Annotated in this window: 13 protein-coding genes; 9 read left to right on the top strand and 4 right to left on the bottom strand. The window is 69.8% G+C overall.

Going from position 1 to position 15432, the window contains the following annotated elements; all coding sequences use genetic code 11:
• Nucleotides 1-56 precede the first annotated feature (56 nt).
• Nucleotides 57-917, bottom strand: a complete 861-nt coding sequence (locus NMN56_RS00900; protein ID WP_280842625.1) for an adenosyl-fluoride synthase — start codon at nt 915-917, stop codon at nt 57-59.
• Nucleotides 918-1159: 242 nt separating this feature from the next.
• On the opposite strand from NMN56_RS00900, the gene mtnP reads away from it, so the two are divergent.
• The 6 genes from mtnP (at nt 1160) to NMN56_RS00870 (ending at nt 5455) form a co-directional block, all read left to right on the top strand.
• The gene (gene mtnP, locus NMN56_RS00895; RefSeq protein ID WP_274039796.1) at nt 1160-2056 is read left to right on the top strand and encodes an S-methyl-5'-thioadenosine phosphorylase; all 897 of its coding nucleotides are present in this window, start codon (nt 1160-1162) and stop codon (nt 2054-2056) included.
• 33 nt (nt 2057-2089) lie between these two features.
• On the top strand, nt 2090-2599 hold the full coding sequence (locus tag NMN56_RS00890; protein WP_274039797.1) for a YbaK/EbsC family protein: 510 nt from the start codon (nt 2090-2092) through the stop codon (nt 2597-2599).
• 143 nt (nt 2600-2742) lie between these two features.
• Complete coding sequence (locus NMN56_RS00885) at nt 2743-3789, top strand: DMT family transporter (RefSeq protein WP_274039798.1); 1047 nt, start codon at nt 2743-2745, stop codon at nt 3787-3789.
• A gap of 157 nt (nt 3790-3946) precedes the next feature.
• Complete coding sequence (locus tag NMN56_RS00880; RefSeq protein ID WP_274039799.1) at nt 3947-4180, top strand: hypothetical protein; 234 nt, start codon at nt 3947-3949, stop codon at nt 4178-4180.
• 5 nt (nt 4181-4185) lie between these two features.
• Nucleotides 4186-4740, top strand: a complete 555-nt coding sequence (locus NMN56_RS00875; protein WP_274039800.1) for a Clp protease N-terminal domain-containing protein — start codon at nt 4186-4188, stop codon at nt 4738-4740.
• Nucleotides 4741-4927: 187 nt separating this feature from the next.
• Nucleotides 4928-5455, top strand: a complete 528-nt coding sequence (locus NMN56_RS00870; protein WP_274039801.1) for a hypothetical protein — start codon at nt 4928-4930, stop codon at nt 5453-5455.
• 130 nt (nt 5456-5585) lie between these two features.
• Here the strand turns inward: NMN56_RS00870 and NMN56_RS00865 are convergent, their stop codons facing one another.
• Nucleotides 5586-6674 (bottom strand): MalY/PatB family protein, encoded by a 1089-nt coding sequence (locus tag NMN56_RS00865; protein WP_274039993.1) that lies wholly within the window; start codon nt 6672-6674, stop codon nt 5586-5588.
• A gap of 317 nt (nt 6675-6991) precedes the next feature.
• Here NMN56_RS00865 and NMN56_RS00860 point away from each other — a divergent pair, with 317 nt between their 5' ends.
• From NMN56_RS00860 to NMN56_RS00850, 3 genes are all read left to right on the top strand, one after another.
• On the top strand, nt 6992-8398 hold the full coding sequence (locus tag NMN56_RS00860; protein ID WP_274039802.1) for an FGGY family carbohydrate kinase: 1407 nt from the start codon (nt 6992-6994) through the stop codon (nt 8396-8398).
• 392 nt (nt 8399-8790) lie between these two features.
• Nucleotides 8791-10527, top strand: a complete 1737-nt coding sequence (locus tag NMN56_RS00855) for an ABC transporter ATP-binding protein (protein WP_274039803.1) — start codon at nt 8791-8793, stop codon at nt 10525-10527.
• Nucleotides 10524-12446 carry an ABC transporter ATP-binding protein gene (locus NMN56_RS00850; RefSeq protein ID WP_274039804.1) on the top strand — a complete coding sequence of 641 codons (1923 nt, stop codon included), beginning with the start codon at nt 10524-10526 and terminating at the stop codon, nt 12444-12446. The genes NMN56_RS00855 and NMN56_RS00850 overlap by 4 nt, the downstream gene beginning before the upstream one ends.
• 223 nt (nt 12447-12669) lie before the next feature.
• On the opposite strand, the gene NMN56_RS00845 is transcribed toward NMN56_RS00850, so the two are convergent.
• Nucleotides 12670-13527 (bottom strand): S1 family peptidase, encoded by an 858-nt coding sequence (locus NMN56_RS00845; RefSeq protein WP_430542437.1) that lies wholly within the window; start codon nt 13525-13527, stop codon nt 12670-12672.
• Between the two features lie 321 nt (nt 13528-13848).
• Complete coding sequence (locus NMN56_RS00840) at nt 13849-15126, bottom strand: RNA polymerase sigma factor (protein ID WP_274039806.1); 1278 nt, start codon at nt 15124-15126, stop codon at nt 13849-13851.
• Nucleotides 15127-15432 lie beyond the last annotated feature (306 nt).

Raw genomic sequence — 15432 nt, 5'->3', positions numbered from 1 at the left:
AGGGCCGGACGCCGGCTGATGACAACGCCGGCCTCCGGCCCCGGTACGGGTGTGTGTCAGCGCTTCTCCACGCGGACCTTGAGACCGGCCTCCAGGTGGTAGGGGTAGGCCAGGCTCGCGGCGTTGCGGGCCAGCGACAGGTAGCCGCGGCTGTTGAGGTAGGCCGCCACCTTGCCGATGCCGCCCGCGTCGGCGAACGTCGGGGTCAGGGGCAGTTCGAAGGGCAGCACGTCGTCCAGGATGATGCGGATGGTCGTCCCGTAGCTGATCCCGTTCTTCTCCAGGTCGGTGCGGTGGATGTTCGTCCACACGTTGCCGAACGGGTGGTCGATGGCCGAGACGATCCCGGCGAGCGCACCGTCAGCGGAGGTCACCTCCGGCTTCTTGAAGCGGACGATTTCGTCGTCCTTGAGCGGCCGTCCGACCTCGGACAGCGGGAATCCGGCGGCGATGTGGGCCGAGGGGATGGCGACCATTTCACGGCTGTAGAAGGTGGGTTCGGGCCGCTCGGGAATGACCTCGGTCGAGCTGACCTCGTACGCCTCCAGGTAGCCGTGCTCCTCCAGGACGGAGGTCAGCAGGCCGTTGTTGGGCGCGACGTATATGTAGGACCCTTCGCTGCGCTCGAATCCGGCGCCGGATCCTGCCCACTGGCCGCGGGCACCGCCCAGGGCAGCCTGCTTGATGCGCACCGCGACGGAGCGCGTCGTGGTCCCGGTCGCCGGATACGTGGTGGTGGCGAAGACCGTGCCCTCGGGGTAGAACCGAGGCAGGTCGACGATGTACCGCGCCCCTTCCTGAACGTCGAACGGCGTCATGGAGTGGCAGATATCTATCACCGTGACACCGGGGCAGATGCTGTGCATGAGCCCCTTGCACTGCGCCACCGAATCGTCCGTCGTCCCAAGGTCGCTCATAAAAGCGATGATCGGGCGCTGCGTTTCGTTTGCGGCCACGTTTCCCTCCTGAGTGCGAGCCGGTGATCTCGTGTCTCCACAGTAGGCAGACGACCAGAACCCTGAAATTGCCCATAGGGTGAACACCTGCTGTGCCGAAGGGTGTAGTACCGCTTTCCCCTTTTGTTCCGTACGAGCGTACGGAGGCCGCTGCTAGGGTCATGCACCCGGGCACGAGAAGGAGCGCAAAGAAAGGGGACGGTGTGCGAAATGCAGAAAGCACGACCCTTCATTCGGCCGACATCGGCATCATCGGCGGCAGCGGGCTCTATGAATTCGAGGGTCTGAAGGACGTGCAGAAAGTCACGTTGAACACCCCCTACGGAGCCCCGAGCGATCCGCTGGTCCTCGGAAAACTGGGAGACCGCAGCGTCGCCTTTCTCGCGCGGCACGGCGCGGGACATCGCATCGCACCCTCCGACATTCCGGCACGCGCGAACCTCTACGCGCTGAAGTACCTGGGAGTCCAGGAGGTCATCAGCGTGGGCGCCGTGGGGAGCCTGCGCGGCGACATCGCGCCGGGTGACATCGTCATCCTCGACCAACTCATCGACCACACCCGGGGAACACGTCCTGCCTCGTTCTTCGGCGACGGACTGGTGGCGCATGTGTCGCTGGCCGACCCCTACTGCGGCCGGGTGCGCAGCACGCTGGGGCGTGCGGCGGCACGGGAGCACCCCGCCGTGCACGAGCCCGGTACGTACTGCTGCATAGAAGGGCCCCAGTTCTCCACCCGCGCCGAGTCCGAGCTGTACCGCTCGTGGGGCATGGACGTGATCGGCATGACGGCCCTGCCCGAGGCGAGGCTCGCCCGCGAGGCGGAACTCTGCTACGCGGGACTGGCGCTCGTCACCGACTACGACTGCTGGCACCCTGGTCACGACGCGGTCGACGCACGCAGTGTGGCCGAGGTGATGGCGTCCAACGTCGATGCGGCACAGCGCATCGTCAGGCGGTACGTGGAGCAGTCGCAGCCCGGCCCGTGCCCATGCCACCGCGCCCTGGACAACGCTTTGTTGACTGACAGTCAACTCGTGTCCGGGGCGGCGGGGGAGCCGGTACCTTCCCTGTTGCTTGAGCGAGTCACGCGAGTAGCGTGACCCACTCTGACCCGACTCCCCGAGGGACGTTCCATGCGCGAAGAAGAGACGTTGGAAGAGACGATGTACGACAGGCTGCTGGCGTTGCTCGACCGCCACGAGGCCCAGTACCGGTTGATCGACCACGAGCCCGAGGGGCGTACCGACCTCGTCAGTCCGATGCGGGGCAACGAGGTCGCCGACGCGGCGAAGTGCATCGTCGTGATGGTGAAGCTCGGCAAGAAGGTCACCAAGTGGGTGCTGGCGGTGGTCCCCGGTGACGCCCGGGTGGACCTGAACGGGATCAAGCGTCTGCTGGGCGGCACCTACGTCGCGTTCGCGGACTCCGAAGCCGCCGAGCGGCTGGCGGGAAGCGTGGCGGGCACCATCCTGCCCTTCTCCTTCCATGACGACCTGGAGCTGATCGTGGACCCGGAGATCCTGGAAAAGGAGGAACTCTTCTTCAACGCGGCACGACTCGATCGCTCGATGGCCCTGCGGGGCAAGGACTACGCGGCGATCACCTCGCCGCGCACGGAGCACATCGCCACGCGCGCGAGCTGACCCCCGGGCCTCTGGAGGCTGCCGCGGCGTGGCATTTTTCTGGCTGCGGCGTTCGCTACAGTGACACTTAAGTCAGTTTAATGAGCGCCGCAGGCGGCTCCTCGCGCGAGAGCGCTGTCTGTCAGCCGACCCGGGAGGACCGTGTGAGTTTAAGCAATTCCGCAGGTGAGGCAGGGGGAGCCCGCAGGCGGCCCGCGGCCACGGTCGACCTGTCCGTACTCCTGGTCGCGGTGATCTGGGGCTCCAGCTACGTCGTGATGCAGGACGTGGGCGAGTCCGTCTCGGCGGCCAGCTTCCTCGCACTGCGCTTTGCCACGGCGATCCCCATCATCGCTCTGATGGCCGCACCGACCCTGTCGAGGATCACGCGGTCAGAGATCATCTCTGGCTGCGTCTTCGGCACGATGCTCTACGGCATCCTCATCCTGGAGACGGTCGGGGTGAAGCACACCTCGGCAGCGAACGCGGGCTTCATCATCACCGTCTCCGTCGTGCTGATCCCCGCCCTGGAACGCCTCATCAGCCGCCGCTCGCAGCCCGGCATGGTCTACGCCGCGACGGTGGTGGCCTTGATCGGCTGCGGCATGCTGCTCCTGGCGAGCGGCCTGCATCCGCACACGGGCGACTTCATCATCCTCGCCGCGGCGCTGGTCCGGGCCACCCAGATCACGCTCTTCGGACGCCACGGCAAGAGCGGTACGCAGTCACTGTCGAACCTGACGCTCGTCGAGTTCGTTGTCGTCGCCGTGCTGGCGACCGCGACATCGGGCTTCACCTCCTCTCCCGTCTGGCAGGCCGCGGGGGAGGTCAGCGGGCAGAACTGGCTCCTGATCGCCTACCTCGGTGTCCTCGGCACGTCCTACGCCTTCTTCATCCAGCTCCAGGCGGCCCGGCGTTCGAGTTCGACCAGGGTCGGGCTCATCCTGGCGACCGAACCCTTCTTCGCCACCCTGTTCGCCCTCGTGGCCGGCGGGGAGTCCCTGGGGCTGGTGCAGGGGATCGGCGGGGCTCTCATCGTCACCGCCGCGATGGTGGGCCGTCAGTTCGAAGGCCGGGCACCGGCCACAGCGGGCAGAGGCCGGAAGGGCGGCCCGCCGGAAGCCCTCCACGTACACCTGGAGGAGCGCCCGCCGGACGGCAGTTCAGGAGATCCACAGAGCGTCGCACCAGGCCCCCGCCCCTCTGGATGACGCCGGGAGACCGGTTCCGACCGGTCCGCCGCTGACACGCTCGCACCACCCCGGCCCCCGCCCAGGGGCCGGGTCCTTTTGTCGACCGGACGCTGGGACCCGTCCCCTCCCGTCAATGATGGTTGACATGAGCGATGCGTCAACCTAAATTGACAGCATGGCAGGAGCGGAGACGAACGAGACGACGGCGGCGGCCGAGGCCGCCATGGACCGGGATCCGGCCGTGGGACTGCGGGCCGTCGCGGCGCTGCGGCGGTTGGCCGAGCGGCTTGAAGCGCTCCAGGTGGACAGCGCCCGCACCAGGGGCTGGTCCTGGGACGAGATCGGCACGGCGCTCGGGGTCAGCCGGCAGGCCGTACACAAGAAGCACGCGAAGCGGACGCGGAGGTAGGGGCGATGTTCGAACGGTTCAGCAAGGAAGCGCGGGCGATCGTGATCGGGGCCCAGGAGGAGGCCAGGTCGCTGGGGCACGAGCGGATCGGTACCGAACACCTGCTGCTCGCGGCGCTGCGGCACCCCGCACAGCCGGGCCCGGCGACGCTCGTCAGGCTCGGGGTCACCGTCACGTCGTGCAGGGCGGCCGTGGCAGCCGTCGTGGCCGGGGAAGGTGGCGAACTCGGGCCCGAGGACGCGGAGGCGCTGCGCACCCTCGGGATCGACCTGGAGGAGATCAGGCGGCGGGCCGACTCCTCCTTCGGCTCCGGCGCGTTGGACGCGCCCCGGCGTGGCCGCAGCGGGCACATCCCGTTCGCGGCGCGGGCGAAGAAGGTGCTGGAACTGTCGCTGCGCGAGACGACGGCACGCAACGACCGGCGCATCGGAACGGAGCATGTGGTGCTCGGGCTGCTGCGCATGGACGACAAGATCACGCTCTCGGTGCTCGACCGGCTCGGCATCGTACCCACGGACGTTCAGGAGCTGATCCGGGCCGATCTGCGGGGTGCGGCGTGAGCCTTCGCTGACAAACCCTCAGCAGCCGGGGCCCGGCACCGTGTTGGCGGTGCCGGGCCCCTTTGCCGTGCGACTCGCCGCCGGGCGCGAAATCCCACCTGAAACACGGAAGGATCCTACTGTGATCTACCGGTATGACCCTCTATGCCCGAAACAGTAGTTTCGTCATCCCTTAAGGAGGAGATCTATGCGCACTTCCCTGTCGTCGGTGGGGGCTCTCGTAGCTGCGGCCTGCGCGCTGGCCGTGCTTCCCACTGGTGCCGCGCAGGCCGGCGACGGTCCGCCGCCGAAGGACCATGCCCAGGTCACGCACACCCGGGCCACCCCCGAGGGCAACCCGTCGAGCCGGGCAGCCCAGGCCGCCGGGGTCTGCAACGACGCGTACCAGATCGGCAAGACCGGCTACATCAAGTGGCGTGGTCACACGGCAGCCTCGGTCAAGCAGTTCTACTCTCCGAACTGCCACCGCAACTACGCCTACATGTACAAGTGGGCGAGCTTCCACAGGGCGCATCCGCGCATGTACGCCAACGTCGCGGTCCACAAGGTCCGCACCTCGGAGCTGGTGGGTCTGCGCACCTGGCACAACACCACGAAGCGCTCGTTCTGGTCGAACCCGGCCGACACCGTGCGCCACTGCACCACCGCGCGCGGCGCCCTGCGCGTTCCGGGCGACACCAAGCAGAGCTTCGCCCACTCCTCGGTGCGCTGCTGACCTCGCACCACTGAGGATCGCCGGAATCGCCGAAATCGCCGAAAGGGGCCTGGGACCGCACACGCGGTCCGGGCCCCTTTCGCGTACGGGTTTTCCGCATGCGCGCTTTCCGCGTGCGCGCGGCGGTCCGTCACACGGAGCCCGCCATGCGGCGGACCGCCTCCTCCAGGATCTCCGGGGACGTCGCGAGGTTGAGGCGCACATGGCCGGCTCCCCCGGTGCCGAACGAGGGGCCGGAGTTGAGGGCCACACGGCCCCGCTCCAGGAAAGCCGCCGCCGGGTCGTCCCCCAGGCCCAGCGCCCGGCAGTCCAGCCAGGCCAGGAAGGTGCCTCCGCCCGGGCGGTAGCGCACTCCCGGCAGGTGCTTGTCCAGGAGCCCGGAGAGCAACTTCCTGTTCTCGTCCAGTCCTTCGAGCAGGCTGTCGAGCCAACCGGTCGCGTGCCGCAGCGCGGCGGCGTGCGCGATGATGCCGACGTGGCTCGGCCCGTGGCTGACCTCCTCCGGCATGGCGGCGAGGTCGGCCGCCGCCTCGCTGCCGGCGACCGCGAGCGCCGCCTTGAGCCCCGCCAGGTTCCACGCCTTGGACGCGGACATCAGCGAGAAGCCGCTCCCGCTGCCCGGAACCGTGAGGAACGGCACATGGCGCGCGCCCGGCAGGACCACGGGCGCGTGGATCTCGTCCGCGACGACGCGGACGCCCCGCGCGTTGGCCAACTCGGCGGCATGGGCCAGCTCGTCGGCCGTATGGACGGTGCCCGTGGGATTGTGCGGGCTGCACAGCAGGTAGGCGGCGCGGCCACCGCCCTCGACCGCGCGGGTGAACGCGGTCTCCAGCGTGGCCGGGTCCAGCCGGCCTCCGGCGTCCAGCGGCGCCTCGATCACGCGCCGGTCCATGTGGGTCACGAACTGGTAGAAGGGCGTATAGACCGGGGAGTTGACCACGACGGCGTCGCCGGGGCCCGTGACCAGTTTGAGCACCTCGACGATGCCCAGCATCACGTCGGGGACGATCGCCGTACGCTCCACGTCGAGGTCCCAGCCCCAGCGGTCGCGCGCGAAGCCGCTCAGCGCGTCGGCGTAGACGGTGCCGGCGGGGTAGCCGGTGTCGCCCAGCCGCAGCGCCTCGCGTACCGCGTCGGCGACGGGTTCGGCGAGCTGTACGTCCATCTCGGCCACCCACAGGGGCAGCACGTCGGGTTCGTAGGCCCGCCACTTCATGCTCGTACGGCGGCGCAGGTCCTCCAGGGAGCACTGGCGCAGCGGGTTCGGCGGCCGGCCGGGCGCGGATGTGCGGGAGCCGTCGGCGCCGTCCGGATCGGGGATTCGCAACTGACCTTCTTTCCTGTCCCTGCGGGGCGGGACGTGACGTGAACGGTGCGGTCCCGCGCGCGGCGCGCACTCACGCACGGGTGTTCGCGCTCCCACGCTAGATGCCGCAGCTTCCCCGCGCAGGAGGGCCTCGGGGGCTGTGCTGAGGGGAACCGGGGACGGGGGGCGGGTCCCGGTGCGGGGACGTATGAGGCATCATTCCGGCCATGGGGATAGTCGCCGGACTGGACAGCTCAGCCGAGTACACAAGCATCGTCGTCTGCGACGCGGACACGGGCACCGTGGTCAAGCACGGGCACGCGGAACACTCCGGTGAGCGCGACGATCCGCAGTCCTGGCTGATCTCCCTCGGCAAGGCCGCCAGCACAGGGCAGCTCGCCGACGTCCAGGCCATCGGGGTCTCGGCACAGCAGCAGGGACTGGTGGCGCTCGACAGCACGGGCACCCCCGTCGGGCCCGCGCTCCTGGGCAACGACCGCCGCGCGCAGACCGCGGCGGCCGACCTCGTGGACGCGCTCGGCGGCCGGGAGGCATGGGCGCAGGCCGTCGGCACGGTGCCGCAGGCCGCCCACCCCGTCGCCAAGCTGCGCTGGCTGGCGCGCGAACAGCCCGAGGCCGCGCGCCATGTGGCCGAGGTGATGCAGCCGCACGACTGGCTGGTCTGGCAGCTTCTGGGACGCCCCGCACGGCGCGTGACCGACCGGGGCGACGCCTCCGGCACCGGGTACTGGTCGGCGGCGACCGGGTCGTACCGCATGGACCTGGTCGAGCTGGCGCTCGGGCACCAGGTGGGACTTCCCGAGGTGATCGGCCCCGCCGAGCCTGCCGGGCAGACACCTGAGGGGCTGCTGATCTCGGCCGGTACGGGGCAGACGATGGCGGCGGCGTTCGGGCTCGGTGTCGGCGTCGGGGACGCGGTCATCTCGCTCGGCGCGAGCGGTTCCGTGTGCGCGGTGCACCATGAGGCGCTGAACGATCCGACGGGCACGATCACCTCGTACGCCGATGCGACCGGTATGCACCTGCCGGTCGTGCGGACGCTGAACGCGACGCGGGTGCTGCGCGGTACGGCCGAGATGCTGAACACCGACCTGGAAGGGCTGTCCGAGCTGGCGCTGCGCTCGACGCCCGGGTCCTCGGGACTGGTGCTGCTGCCCTATCTGGAGGGCGAACAGACGCCCGAACTGCCGCACACGGCGGGCTCGTTGCACGGGCTGCGGCGCGAGAGCATGAGGCCCGAGTTCCTCGCTCGGGCCGCCGTCGAGGGCATGCTGTGCGGGCTCGCCGACGCGCTGGACGTGCTGCGCAGGCGGGGAGCGCAGGTGCGGCGCGTCTTCCTGCTGGGCCAGGCCGCCGGTCTCGGCGCCGTACGCGCGGCGGCTCCCGGGCTGCTCGGCGCGCAGGTCGTGGTGCCCGAGCCCGCCGACTACGCCGCGATCGGCGCCGCCCGCCAAGCCGCGTGGGCGCTCTCGGGGAACGGGCAGCCACCGCAGTGGCCGGCCGCCGCGTGCCAGGTGTTCGAGGCGGGCGAGGAACAGGCGATGGGCCAGGCCGTGCGGCAGCAGTACGTGACGGTACGGGAGGAGACGTACCCGGGGGCCTTCCCCGCCTGAGCCGACGGGGCCCTCCTGCTGCGGGCCCGTGCGCCGGGCCCCGTACGCCCGCTTCTGCGGCCGTCGGCCGGGGTGGCTTCCGTCGCCGTCGGCCGGGTGGCTTCCGCGGCCATCGGCCCGGGTGACTTCCGTGCCGCCGGCCGGGGTGGCCGACCGCCGTGTTCCCTGTCACATTCTCCGGCTCCGCGGGGTCATATTCAGTGAGGGGCCGCGCGTGCGGGGTCCAACCAGCGCGGCGTATGGCCGGGTTGGCAACGCTTTCCTGGTTTCCGCTCGCAGCGATCGCCCCTCCCTTTGCCTGGCTTTGGCCGAGAAAACCAGGACGACAATCGAAAATGGGGGTCTACCTTTCGTTCTTCCATCGCCCTCCCTGATTCTCCGAGGAACTCCGTGTGCTGATCCGTCTTCTCCGCGCCCGGCTCGGCCCATACCGAAAGCCGATCGGGCTCCTCGTACTGCTCCAGCTCGTACAGACCTGCGCCACGCTCTATCTGCCCACGCTCAACGCCGACATCATCGACCAGGGTGTCGTGCGGGGTGACACCGGATACATCCTGCGCTTCGGCGGCCTGATGCTGGCCGTCTCCGTCGTGCAGGTCGTCTGCAACATCGGCGCCGTCTTCCTCGGCGCCCGTACCGCCTCCGCGCTCGGGCGCGACATCAGGGGCGATGTGTTCGACCGTGTCCAGTCCTTCTCGGCCCGCGAGGTCGGACAGTTCGGGGCACCCACCCTCATCACCCGCACCACCAACGACGTGCAGCAGGTGCAGCTCGTCGTGCTGATGTCCTTCACGCTGATGGTCACAGCGCCGATCATGTGCTTCGGCGGCATCTTCATGGCCCTCGGCCAGGACGTACCGCTCTCCGCCGTGCTGCTCGGCGTGGTGCCGGTGCTGGCCATCGCCGTCGGACTGGTCGTGCGCCGGATGGGACCGCTCTTCCGCACCATGCAGGAGCGTCTTGACAACGTGAACCGGGTGCTGCGCGAGCAGATCACCGGTGTCCGCGTCATACGCGCCTTCGTCAAGGACGACTACGAGCGCCGGCGCTTCCAGGGCGCCAACTCCGAGCTGACCCAAGTGCAGTTGCGCACCGGCCAGCTGATGGCCCTGATGTTCCCGGTCGTGATGACGGTCGTGAACGTCTCCAGCGTCGCCGTGGTCTGGTTCGGCGCGCACCGTATCGACGGCGGGCACATGGAGATCGGCTCGCTGACGGCCTTCCTCGCCTATCTGATGCAGATCGTCATGTCCGTGATGATGGCCACCTTCATGTTCATGATGGTGCCGCGCGCCCAGGTCTGTGCCGAGCGCATACAGGAGGTGCTGGACACCGACTCCAGCGTCGTACCGCCCGCCGATCCCGTACGGGAGCTGCGCCGGCACGGGCATCTGGAGCTGCGCGGCGCCGGGTTCGGCTACCCCGGCGCCGAGGACCCCGTGCTGCGGGACATCGGCCTGGTGGCCAGGCCCGGCGAGACGACGGCCGTGATCGGCTCGACGGGCAGCGGCAAGTCGACGCTGCTGGGGCTCGTCCCCCGGCTGTTCGACGCCACCGAGGGCGAGGTCCTCGTGGACGGCGAGAACGTCCGCGCCCTGGACCCCGCGGTGCTGGCCCGCACGGTCGGACTGGTGCCGCAGCACCCGTATCTCTTCGCCGGGACCATCGCCTCCAACCTGCGCTACGGGCGGCCCGACGCCAGCGACGAGGAACTGTGGAAGGCCCTGGAGGTCGCCCAGGCCAGGGACTTCGTCGAGCGCATGGAGGGCGGCCTGGAGGCCGAGATCGTCCAGGGCGGCAGCAATGTCTCGGGCGGGCAGCGCCAGCGGCTCGCCATAGCCCGGGTTCTCGTGCACCGCCCCGAGATCTATCTGTTCGACGACTCCTTCTCCGCGCTCGACTACGCCACCGATGCCGCGCTGCGTGCCGCGCTCGGCAGGGAGACGGCGGAGGCGACCGTCGTGATCGTCGCGCAGCGGGTGGCCACCATCAGGGACGCCGACCGCATCCTCGTCCTGGACGAGGGGCGGATAGCGGGCGTCGGACGGCACCGGGAGCTGATGGAGGACAACGAGACATACCGGGAGATCGTTCTCTCGCAGCTCACCGAAAGCGAGGCAGCCGCATGAGCGGGCCAGGAGGGATGGCGGGTGCGCCGCACCAGCGGTCCATGGACTTCGCCGGGTCGGCCAAGCGGCTGATCCGGCGCTTCGGGCCCGAGCGCGGCTGGCTGCTGGTGATGCTGCTGGTGCTCGTCGTCAGCGTCGGCCTGAGCGTGCTGGGCCCGAAGATCCTGGGGCATGCGACCGACCTGGTCTTCGGCGGGTTCATCGGACAGAAGCTCCCCGACGGGCTCACCCGGGAACAGGCCCTGGAGGGGCTGCGCACGTCGGGGGACGGCGGCGTCGCTGACATGCTGTCGGGGATGGAGTTCACGCCGGGCCAGGGCATCGACTTCGGTGCCGTCGGCACGGTGCTGCTGACCGTCGTCGCGGTGTACGCGGGCACGGGGCTGCTGATGCTGTGGTCGGGGCGGATATCGGCGCGCGCGATCACCAACACCGTCTTCAGACTGCGCGAGGACGTGGAGGCGAAGCTGTCCCGGCTGCCGCTGTCGTACCTCGACAAGCAGTCGCGCGGCGAGGTGCTCAGCAAGGTCACCAACGACATCGACAACCTCGGCCAGACCCTCCAGCAGACCCTGGGCCAGCTCATCAACTCACTGCTGACGATCGTCGGTGTGCTCGTCGTGATGTTCTGGATCTCCCCGCTGCTGGCACTGGTCGCACTGGTGACGGTGCCGCTGTCGGCGCTGGTCGCCATGCGTGTGGGCAAACGGGCACAGCCCCAGTTCGTCAAGCAGTGGAAGACGACGGGCAAGCTGAACGCGCATGTCGAGGAGATGTACACGGGGCACGCCCTCGTGAAGGTTTTCGGGCGGCAGCGCGAGTCGGCGGAAACGTTCAAGGAGCAGAACGACGCCCTCCACAAGGCGGTCTTCAAGGCCCAGTTCATCAGCGGGATCATGCAGCCCGCGATGATGTTCGTCGGCAACCTCAACTACGTGATGGTCGCCGTGGTCGGCGGGCTGCGGGTCGCCTCGGGCACGCTGTCCATCGGGGACGTACAGGCATTCGTGCAGTACTCGCGGCAGTTCAGCCAGCCGCTCACCCAGGTCGCCTCCATGGCGAACCTGATCCAGTCCGGGGTCGCCTCGGCCGAGCGGGTCTTCGAACTCCTCGACGCGGAAGAGCAGTCACCCGACCCGGACACGGCACACGCCGAGCGCCCGACCGAACTCACCGGGCGCGTGGAGCTGAAGAACGTCTCGTTCCGCTACACCGACGACAAGCCGCTCATCGACGACCTGTCGCTGTCGGTCGAGCCGGGGCAGACCGTGGCCATCGTCGGCCCGACGGGCGCGGGCAAGACCACGCTGGTCAATCTGCTGCTGCGGTTCTACGAGGTGCGCGAGGGCCGGATCCTGCTGGACGGCGTCGATGTCGCCGCCATGTCCCGCGAGGAACTGCGCTCGGGCATCGGCATGGTGCTCCAGGACTCCTGGCTCTTCGGCGGCACCATCGCCGAGAACATCGCGTACGGCACACAGGACGCCACCCGCGAGCAGGTGGAGGAGGCCGCGCGTGCCGCGCACGCCGACCGGTTCATCCGCACCCTCCCCGACGGCTACGACACGGTGCTGGACGACGAGGGCACGGGGGTGAGCGAGGGCGAGAAGCAGCTCATCACCATCGCGCGCGCCTTCCTCTCCGACCCGGTGATCCTGGTGCTGGACGAGGCGACCAGCTCGGTGGACACCCGTACGGAGGTGCTCATCCAGCGGGCGATGGAACGGCTCGCCTCGGAACGCACCAGTTTCGTGATCGCCCACCGCCTCTCCACGATCCGGGACGCCGACGTGATCCTGGTGATGGAGAACGGCTCGATCGTCGAACAGGGCACCCACGACGCCCTGCTGGAGGCGAAGGGTGCCTACGCCCGCCTGTACAAGGCCCAGTTCGCTGAGGCGGTGGCTGAGGTGGACTGAGCCATCTCCGCCCTGTATCCGTCCGCGGCCTGGCCCGGGCTGTGCCTCCCTGTTCCAGCCGTGGCCGGTGAGCGCTACCGCCCACCGGCCACGGCCGGCCCGGCACCGCCGGATCACCTACGCGGTGGCCGCCCGCCTTCGCGGCGGAGAGAGGGCGCCCTACCCCGAGCTGCCCAGCCGCCCGGCGGCCCAGCCGCTCTCAGCCGCCCAGTGGCTCAGTGGCTCAGCCGCCCAGGCTGTCCGCGGCCTTCTTGATGTCCGCCGCGAACGTGCCGACCTCGGTGTACACGCCCGGCTTGCCGGGCCGGGCACAGCCATCGCCCCAGCTGACGATGCCGACCTGGACCCACTTGTCGGCGTCGTCCTTGCGGAACATCGGGCCGCCGGAGTCGCCCTGGCAGGTGTCGACGCCGCCGGTGTCGAGCTTGCCCGCGCACAGTTCCTCGCCCTCGACCAGGTTGGGGTAGGCGCTCTTGCAGGTGGCGTCGTCGATGAAGGGCACCTGGGCCTTGAGGAGGTAGCGCTGCTGGTCGCCGTTCTCCTTGTCGGCACCCCAGCCGGCGATGGTGAAGTCGCCGTTGTTGAGCGAGTCGTCCCCGGCTATCGGAAGGGTGGGCTGGTCGATCGGCTTCTCCAGCTTGATGAGGGCCCAGTCCTTGCCCGTTCCGTCGTAGCCGGGCGCCTGGAGCACCTCGGTGGAGTTGACCTCGACGGCGGCCGAGTCCTCCAGGTCGACGACGCCTGCCGTGGCGGTGATACCGGTGTTCTCGCCGCTGCCGTCGACGCAGTGCGCCGCGGTCAGCACGATGTCCTGGGTGAGCAGGGAGCCACCGCAGCCCATGGACAGCCGGACCATGAACGGGAACTCGCCCTGCTCGGCGGGTGTGCCGCCGACGACCTGCGTGCCGGGCTCCCCGGCGGGCCCGCCGGAGCCGCCGCCCGGCAGCGCGGAGGCCGCCGAGGGGCTCAGGCTGAAGGCGGCCAGCGTGACGGCAGCGGCGGCGGTGACTCTCTTGAGGTGCCTGGTCGTGTTCTTCAACGTGCTTCCTCTCGTGGGGGGTTGACATTTTGACGGGCCCATGTCAAGCAAAAGGCGGCAGTGCGCCGTAAGACGTCCTGTCACAGGGGGGTGGGTCCGCGAAATGCTGCCGCGATTATGGTGAGGAAGCGAACGCTGTGACAAGAGTGCCTACCGCGCCGTAACACCACGCCGCGCGACCCCGGCGCCGCACACCACGGCCCCCACCACGCCGCCCACACCTCCGCACCAGGCCGCCGCACTGCCCGCACACGGCTCGGCGCCAGGCCGCCGCCCATGGCTCCGCACCATGCCGCCGTTCCGCCACGCGCAGCGCCGCCGCGGCGAACTGCGGTCACCACGGCGGCGCTTGAAAGGAACGGCTCAGTCCAGGTAGCCCCGCAGCTGGTCGGCGAAGGCGTGGTCGCGCAGCTTGTTGAGGGTCTTGGACTCGATCTGGCGTATCCGCTCACGCGTGACGCCGAAGAGCCGGCCTATCTCCTCCAGCGTGCGCGGGCGGCCGTCGATCAGCCCGTAGCGCAGCTGTACGACCTTCCGCTCGCGCTCGCCCAGCGTCGAGAGCACGGCCTCCAGGTGCTCGCGCAGCAGCAGGAAGGCGGCCGACTCGACGGGCGAGGGCGCGTCGCCGTCCTCGATGAGGTCACCGAGGTTGACGTCGTCCTCCTCACCCACGGGCGCGTGCAGCGACACCGGCTCCTGCGCCAGCCGCAGCACCTCTGTCACCCGCTCCTCCGTCAGATCGAGGTGTACGGCGACCTCTTCGGACGTGGGCTCGTACCCGCGCTCCTGAAGCATCCGGCGCTGCACCCGTACGACGCGGTTGATCAGCTCGACGACGTGCACCGGAACCCGGATCGTGCGTGCCTGGTCGGCGAGCGCCCGCGACATGGCCTGACGGATCCACCATGTCGCGTACGTGGAGAACTTGTAGCCACGCGCGTAGTCGAACTTCTCGACCGCGCGGATCAGCCCGAGGTTGCCCTCCTGCACCAGGTCGAGCATGGTCAGCCCGCGGCCGACGTAGCGCTTGGCCACCGAGACGACCAGCCGCAGATTGGCCTCGATCAGACGCCGTTTGGCCATCCGGCCCTTCACCACGAGCTGGTCCAGATCCAGCGCCAGCTGTCCGCCGAGATCGGGCGTGCGGGTCAGCTTCTCCTCGGCGAACAGGCCCGCCTCGACGCTGCGGGCCAGTTCGACCTCTTCGGCGGCCGACAGCAGCGGGATACGGCCGATCTCGCGCAGGTACTGCCGGAACAGGTCGGCCGAGGGGCCGCTCCCGGGCAGTTCCTGCCGCAGGGGCACCTCCGACTCGACCTCCGGCGGCCCCGGTTGCGCGGGCACGGCCTCGGCGGTCGGGGGCGAAGTGTGCGCGGGGGGCGGCGGGGTGTGCGCGGGCGGCGCCGCCGAAACGGGCTGCTCGGGAGCCGCAGGGACTGTCGTGGCGGCCGGGGCCGCAGTTGTCAGGGTCTGGGTCTGCACGGGGGCGACCTCCAGTGTGATCGCTGCCGGTTCGGGGGCGGCGTGCGAGACGGGGACGGCTGCGGCCGGGCCGCGCTCCATCCCGTACGTTGTGTGCGGATCCGCGGGGGACTCCGGCCCCTCCTGGCCAGCACCGCCCCGCTCCGAGGACTCAGGCACCGCAAACCAGTGTGGAGTACGACACACTCCCGCCACGAGGGTCGTGCGGGCAGTTTTTCCGCTGAGCGTGACCCAGCGCGCACGCGCCATTACGAACAGGCGAGTTCACGGGGGTACGAGGGGCACAGGAGGCGATCCGCGGGGATCCCACAGGGCGGTCCGCAGGCGTCTGCGGGCACCTGCGGGCGATCTCCGCAGTGTCTCCCCGGACGATCCGCGCGGACTCCTCGGACGATCCGCCGGCAATCCGCAGACGATCCGCAGGGGCTTCGGGGCAGTCCGGGGGCGGCGGCTCGGGGGCCCGGG

This window comes from Streptomyces iconiensis (assembly GCF_028657195.3).
Classification (GTDB): domain Bacteria; phylum Actinomycetota; class Actinomycetes; order Streptomycetales; family Streptomycetaceae; genus Streptomyces; species Streptomyces iconiensis.
This window is presented reverse-complemented; position numbering and strand designations above follow the sequence as displayed.

Bases quoted from the DNA above. Each gene is read 5' to 3' on its own strand.
- NMN56_RS00900 (WP_280842625.1), bottom strand. From the start codon at position 917: ATGAGCGACCTTGGGACGACGGACGATTCGGTGGCGCAGTGCAAGGGG.
- NMN56_RS00890 (WP_274039797.1), top strand. From the start codon at position 2,090: ATGCGCGAAGAAGAGACGTTGGAAGAGACGATGTACGACAGGCTGCTG.
- NMN56_RS00880 (WP_274039799.1), top strand. From the start codon at position 3,947: ATGGCAGGAGCGGAGACGAACGAGACGACGGCGGCGGCCGAGGCCGCC.
- NMN56_RS00875 (WP_274039800.1), top strand. From the start codon at position 4,186: ATGTTCGAACGGTTCAGCAAGGAAGCGCGGGCGATCGTGATCGGGGCC.
- NMN56_RS00870 (WP_274039801.1), top strand. From the start codon at position 4,928: ATGCGCACTTCCCTGTCGTCGGTGGGGGCTCTCGTAGCTGCGGCCTGC.
- NMN56_RS00865 (WP_274039993.1), bottom strand. From the start codon at position 6,674: ATGAAGTGGCGGGCCTACGAACCCGACGTGCTGCCCCTGTGGGTGGCC.
- NMN56_RS00860 (WP_274039802.1), top strand. From the start codon at position 6,992: ATGGGGATAGTCGCCGGACTGGACAGCTCAGCCGAGTACACAAGCATC.
- NMN56_RS00850 (WP_274039804.1), top strand. From the start codon at position 10,524: ATGAGCGGGCCAGGAGGGATGGCGGGTGCGCCGCACCAGCGGTCCATG.
- NMN56_RS00845 (WP_430542437.1), bottom strand. From the start codon at position 13,527: ATGGGCCCGTCAAAATGTCAACCCCCCACGAGAGGAAGCACGTTGAAG.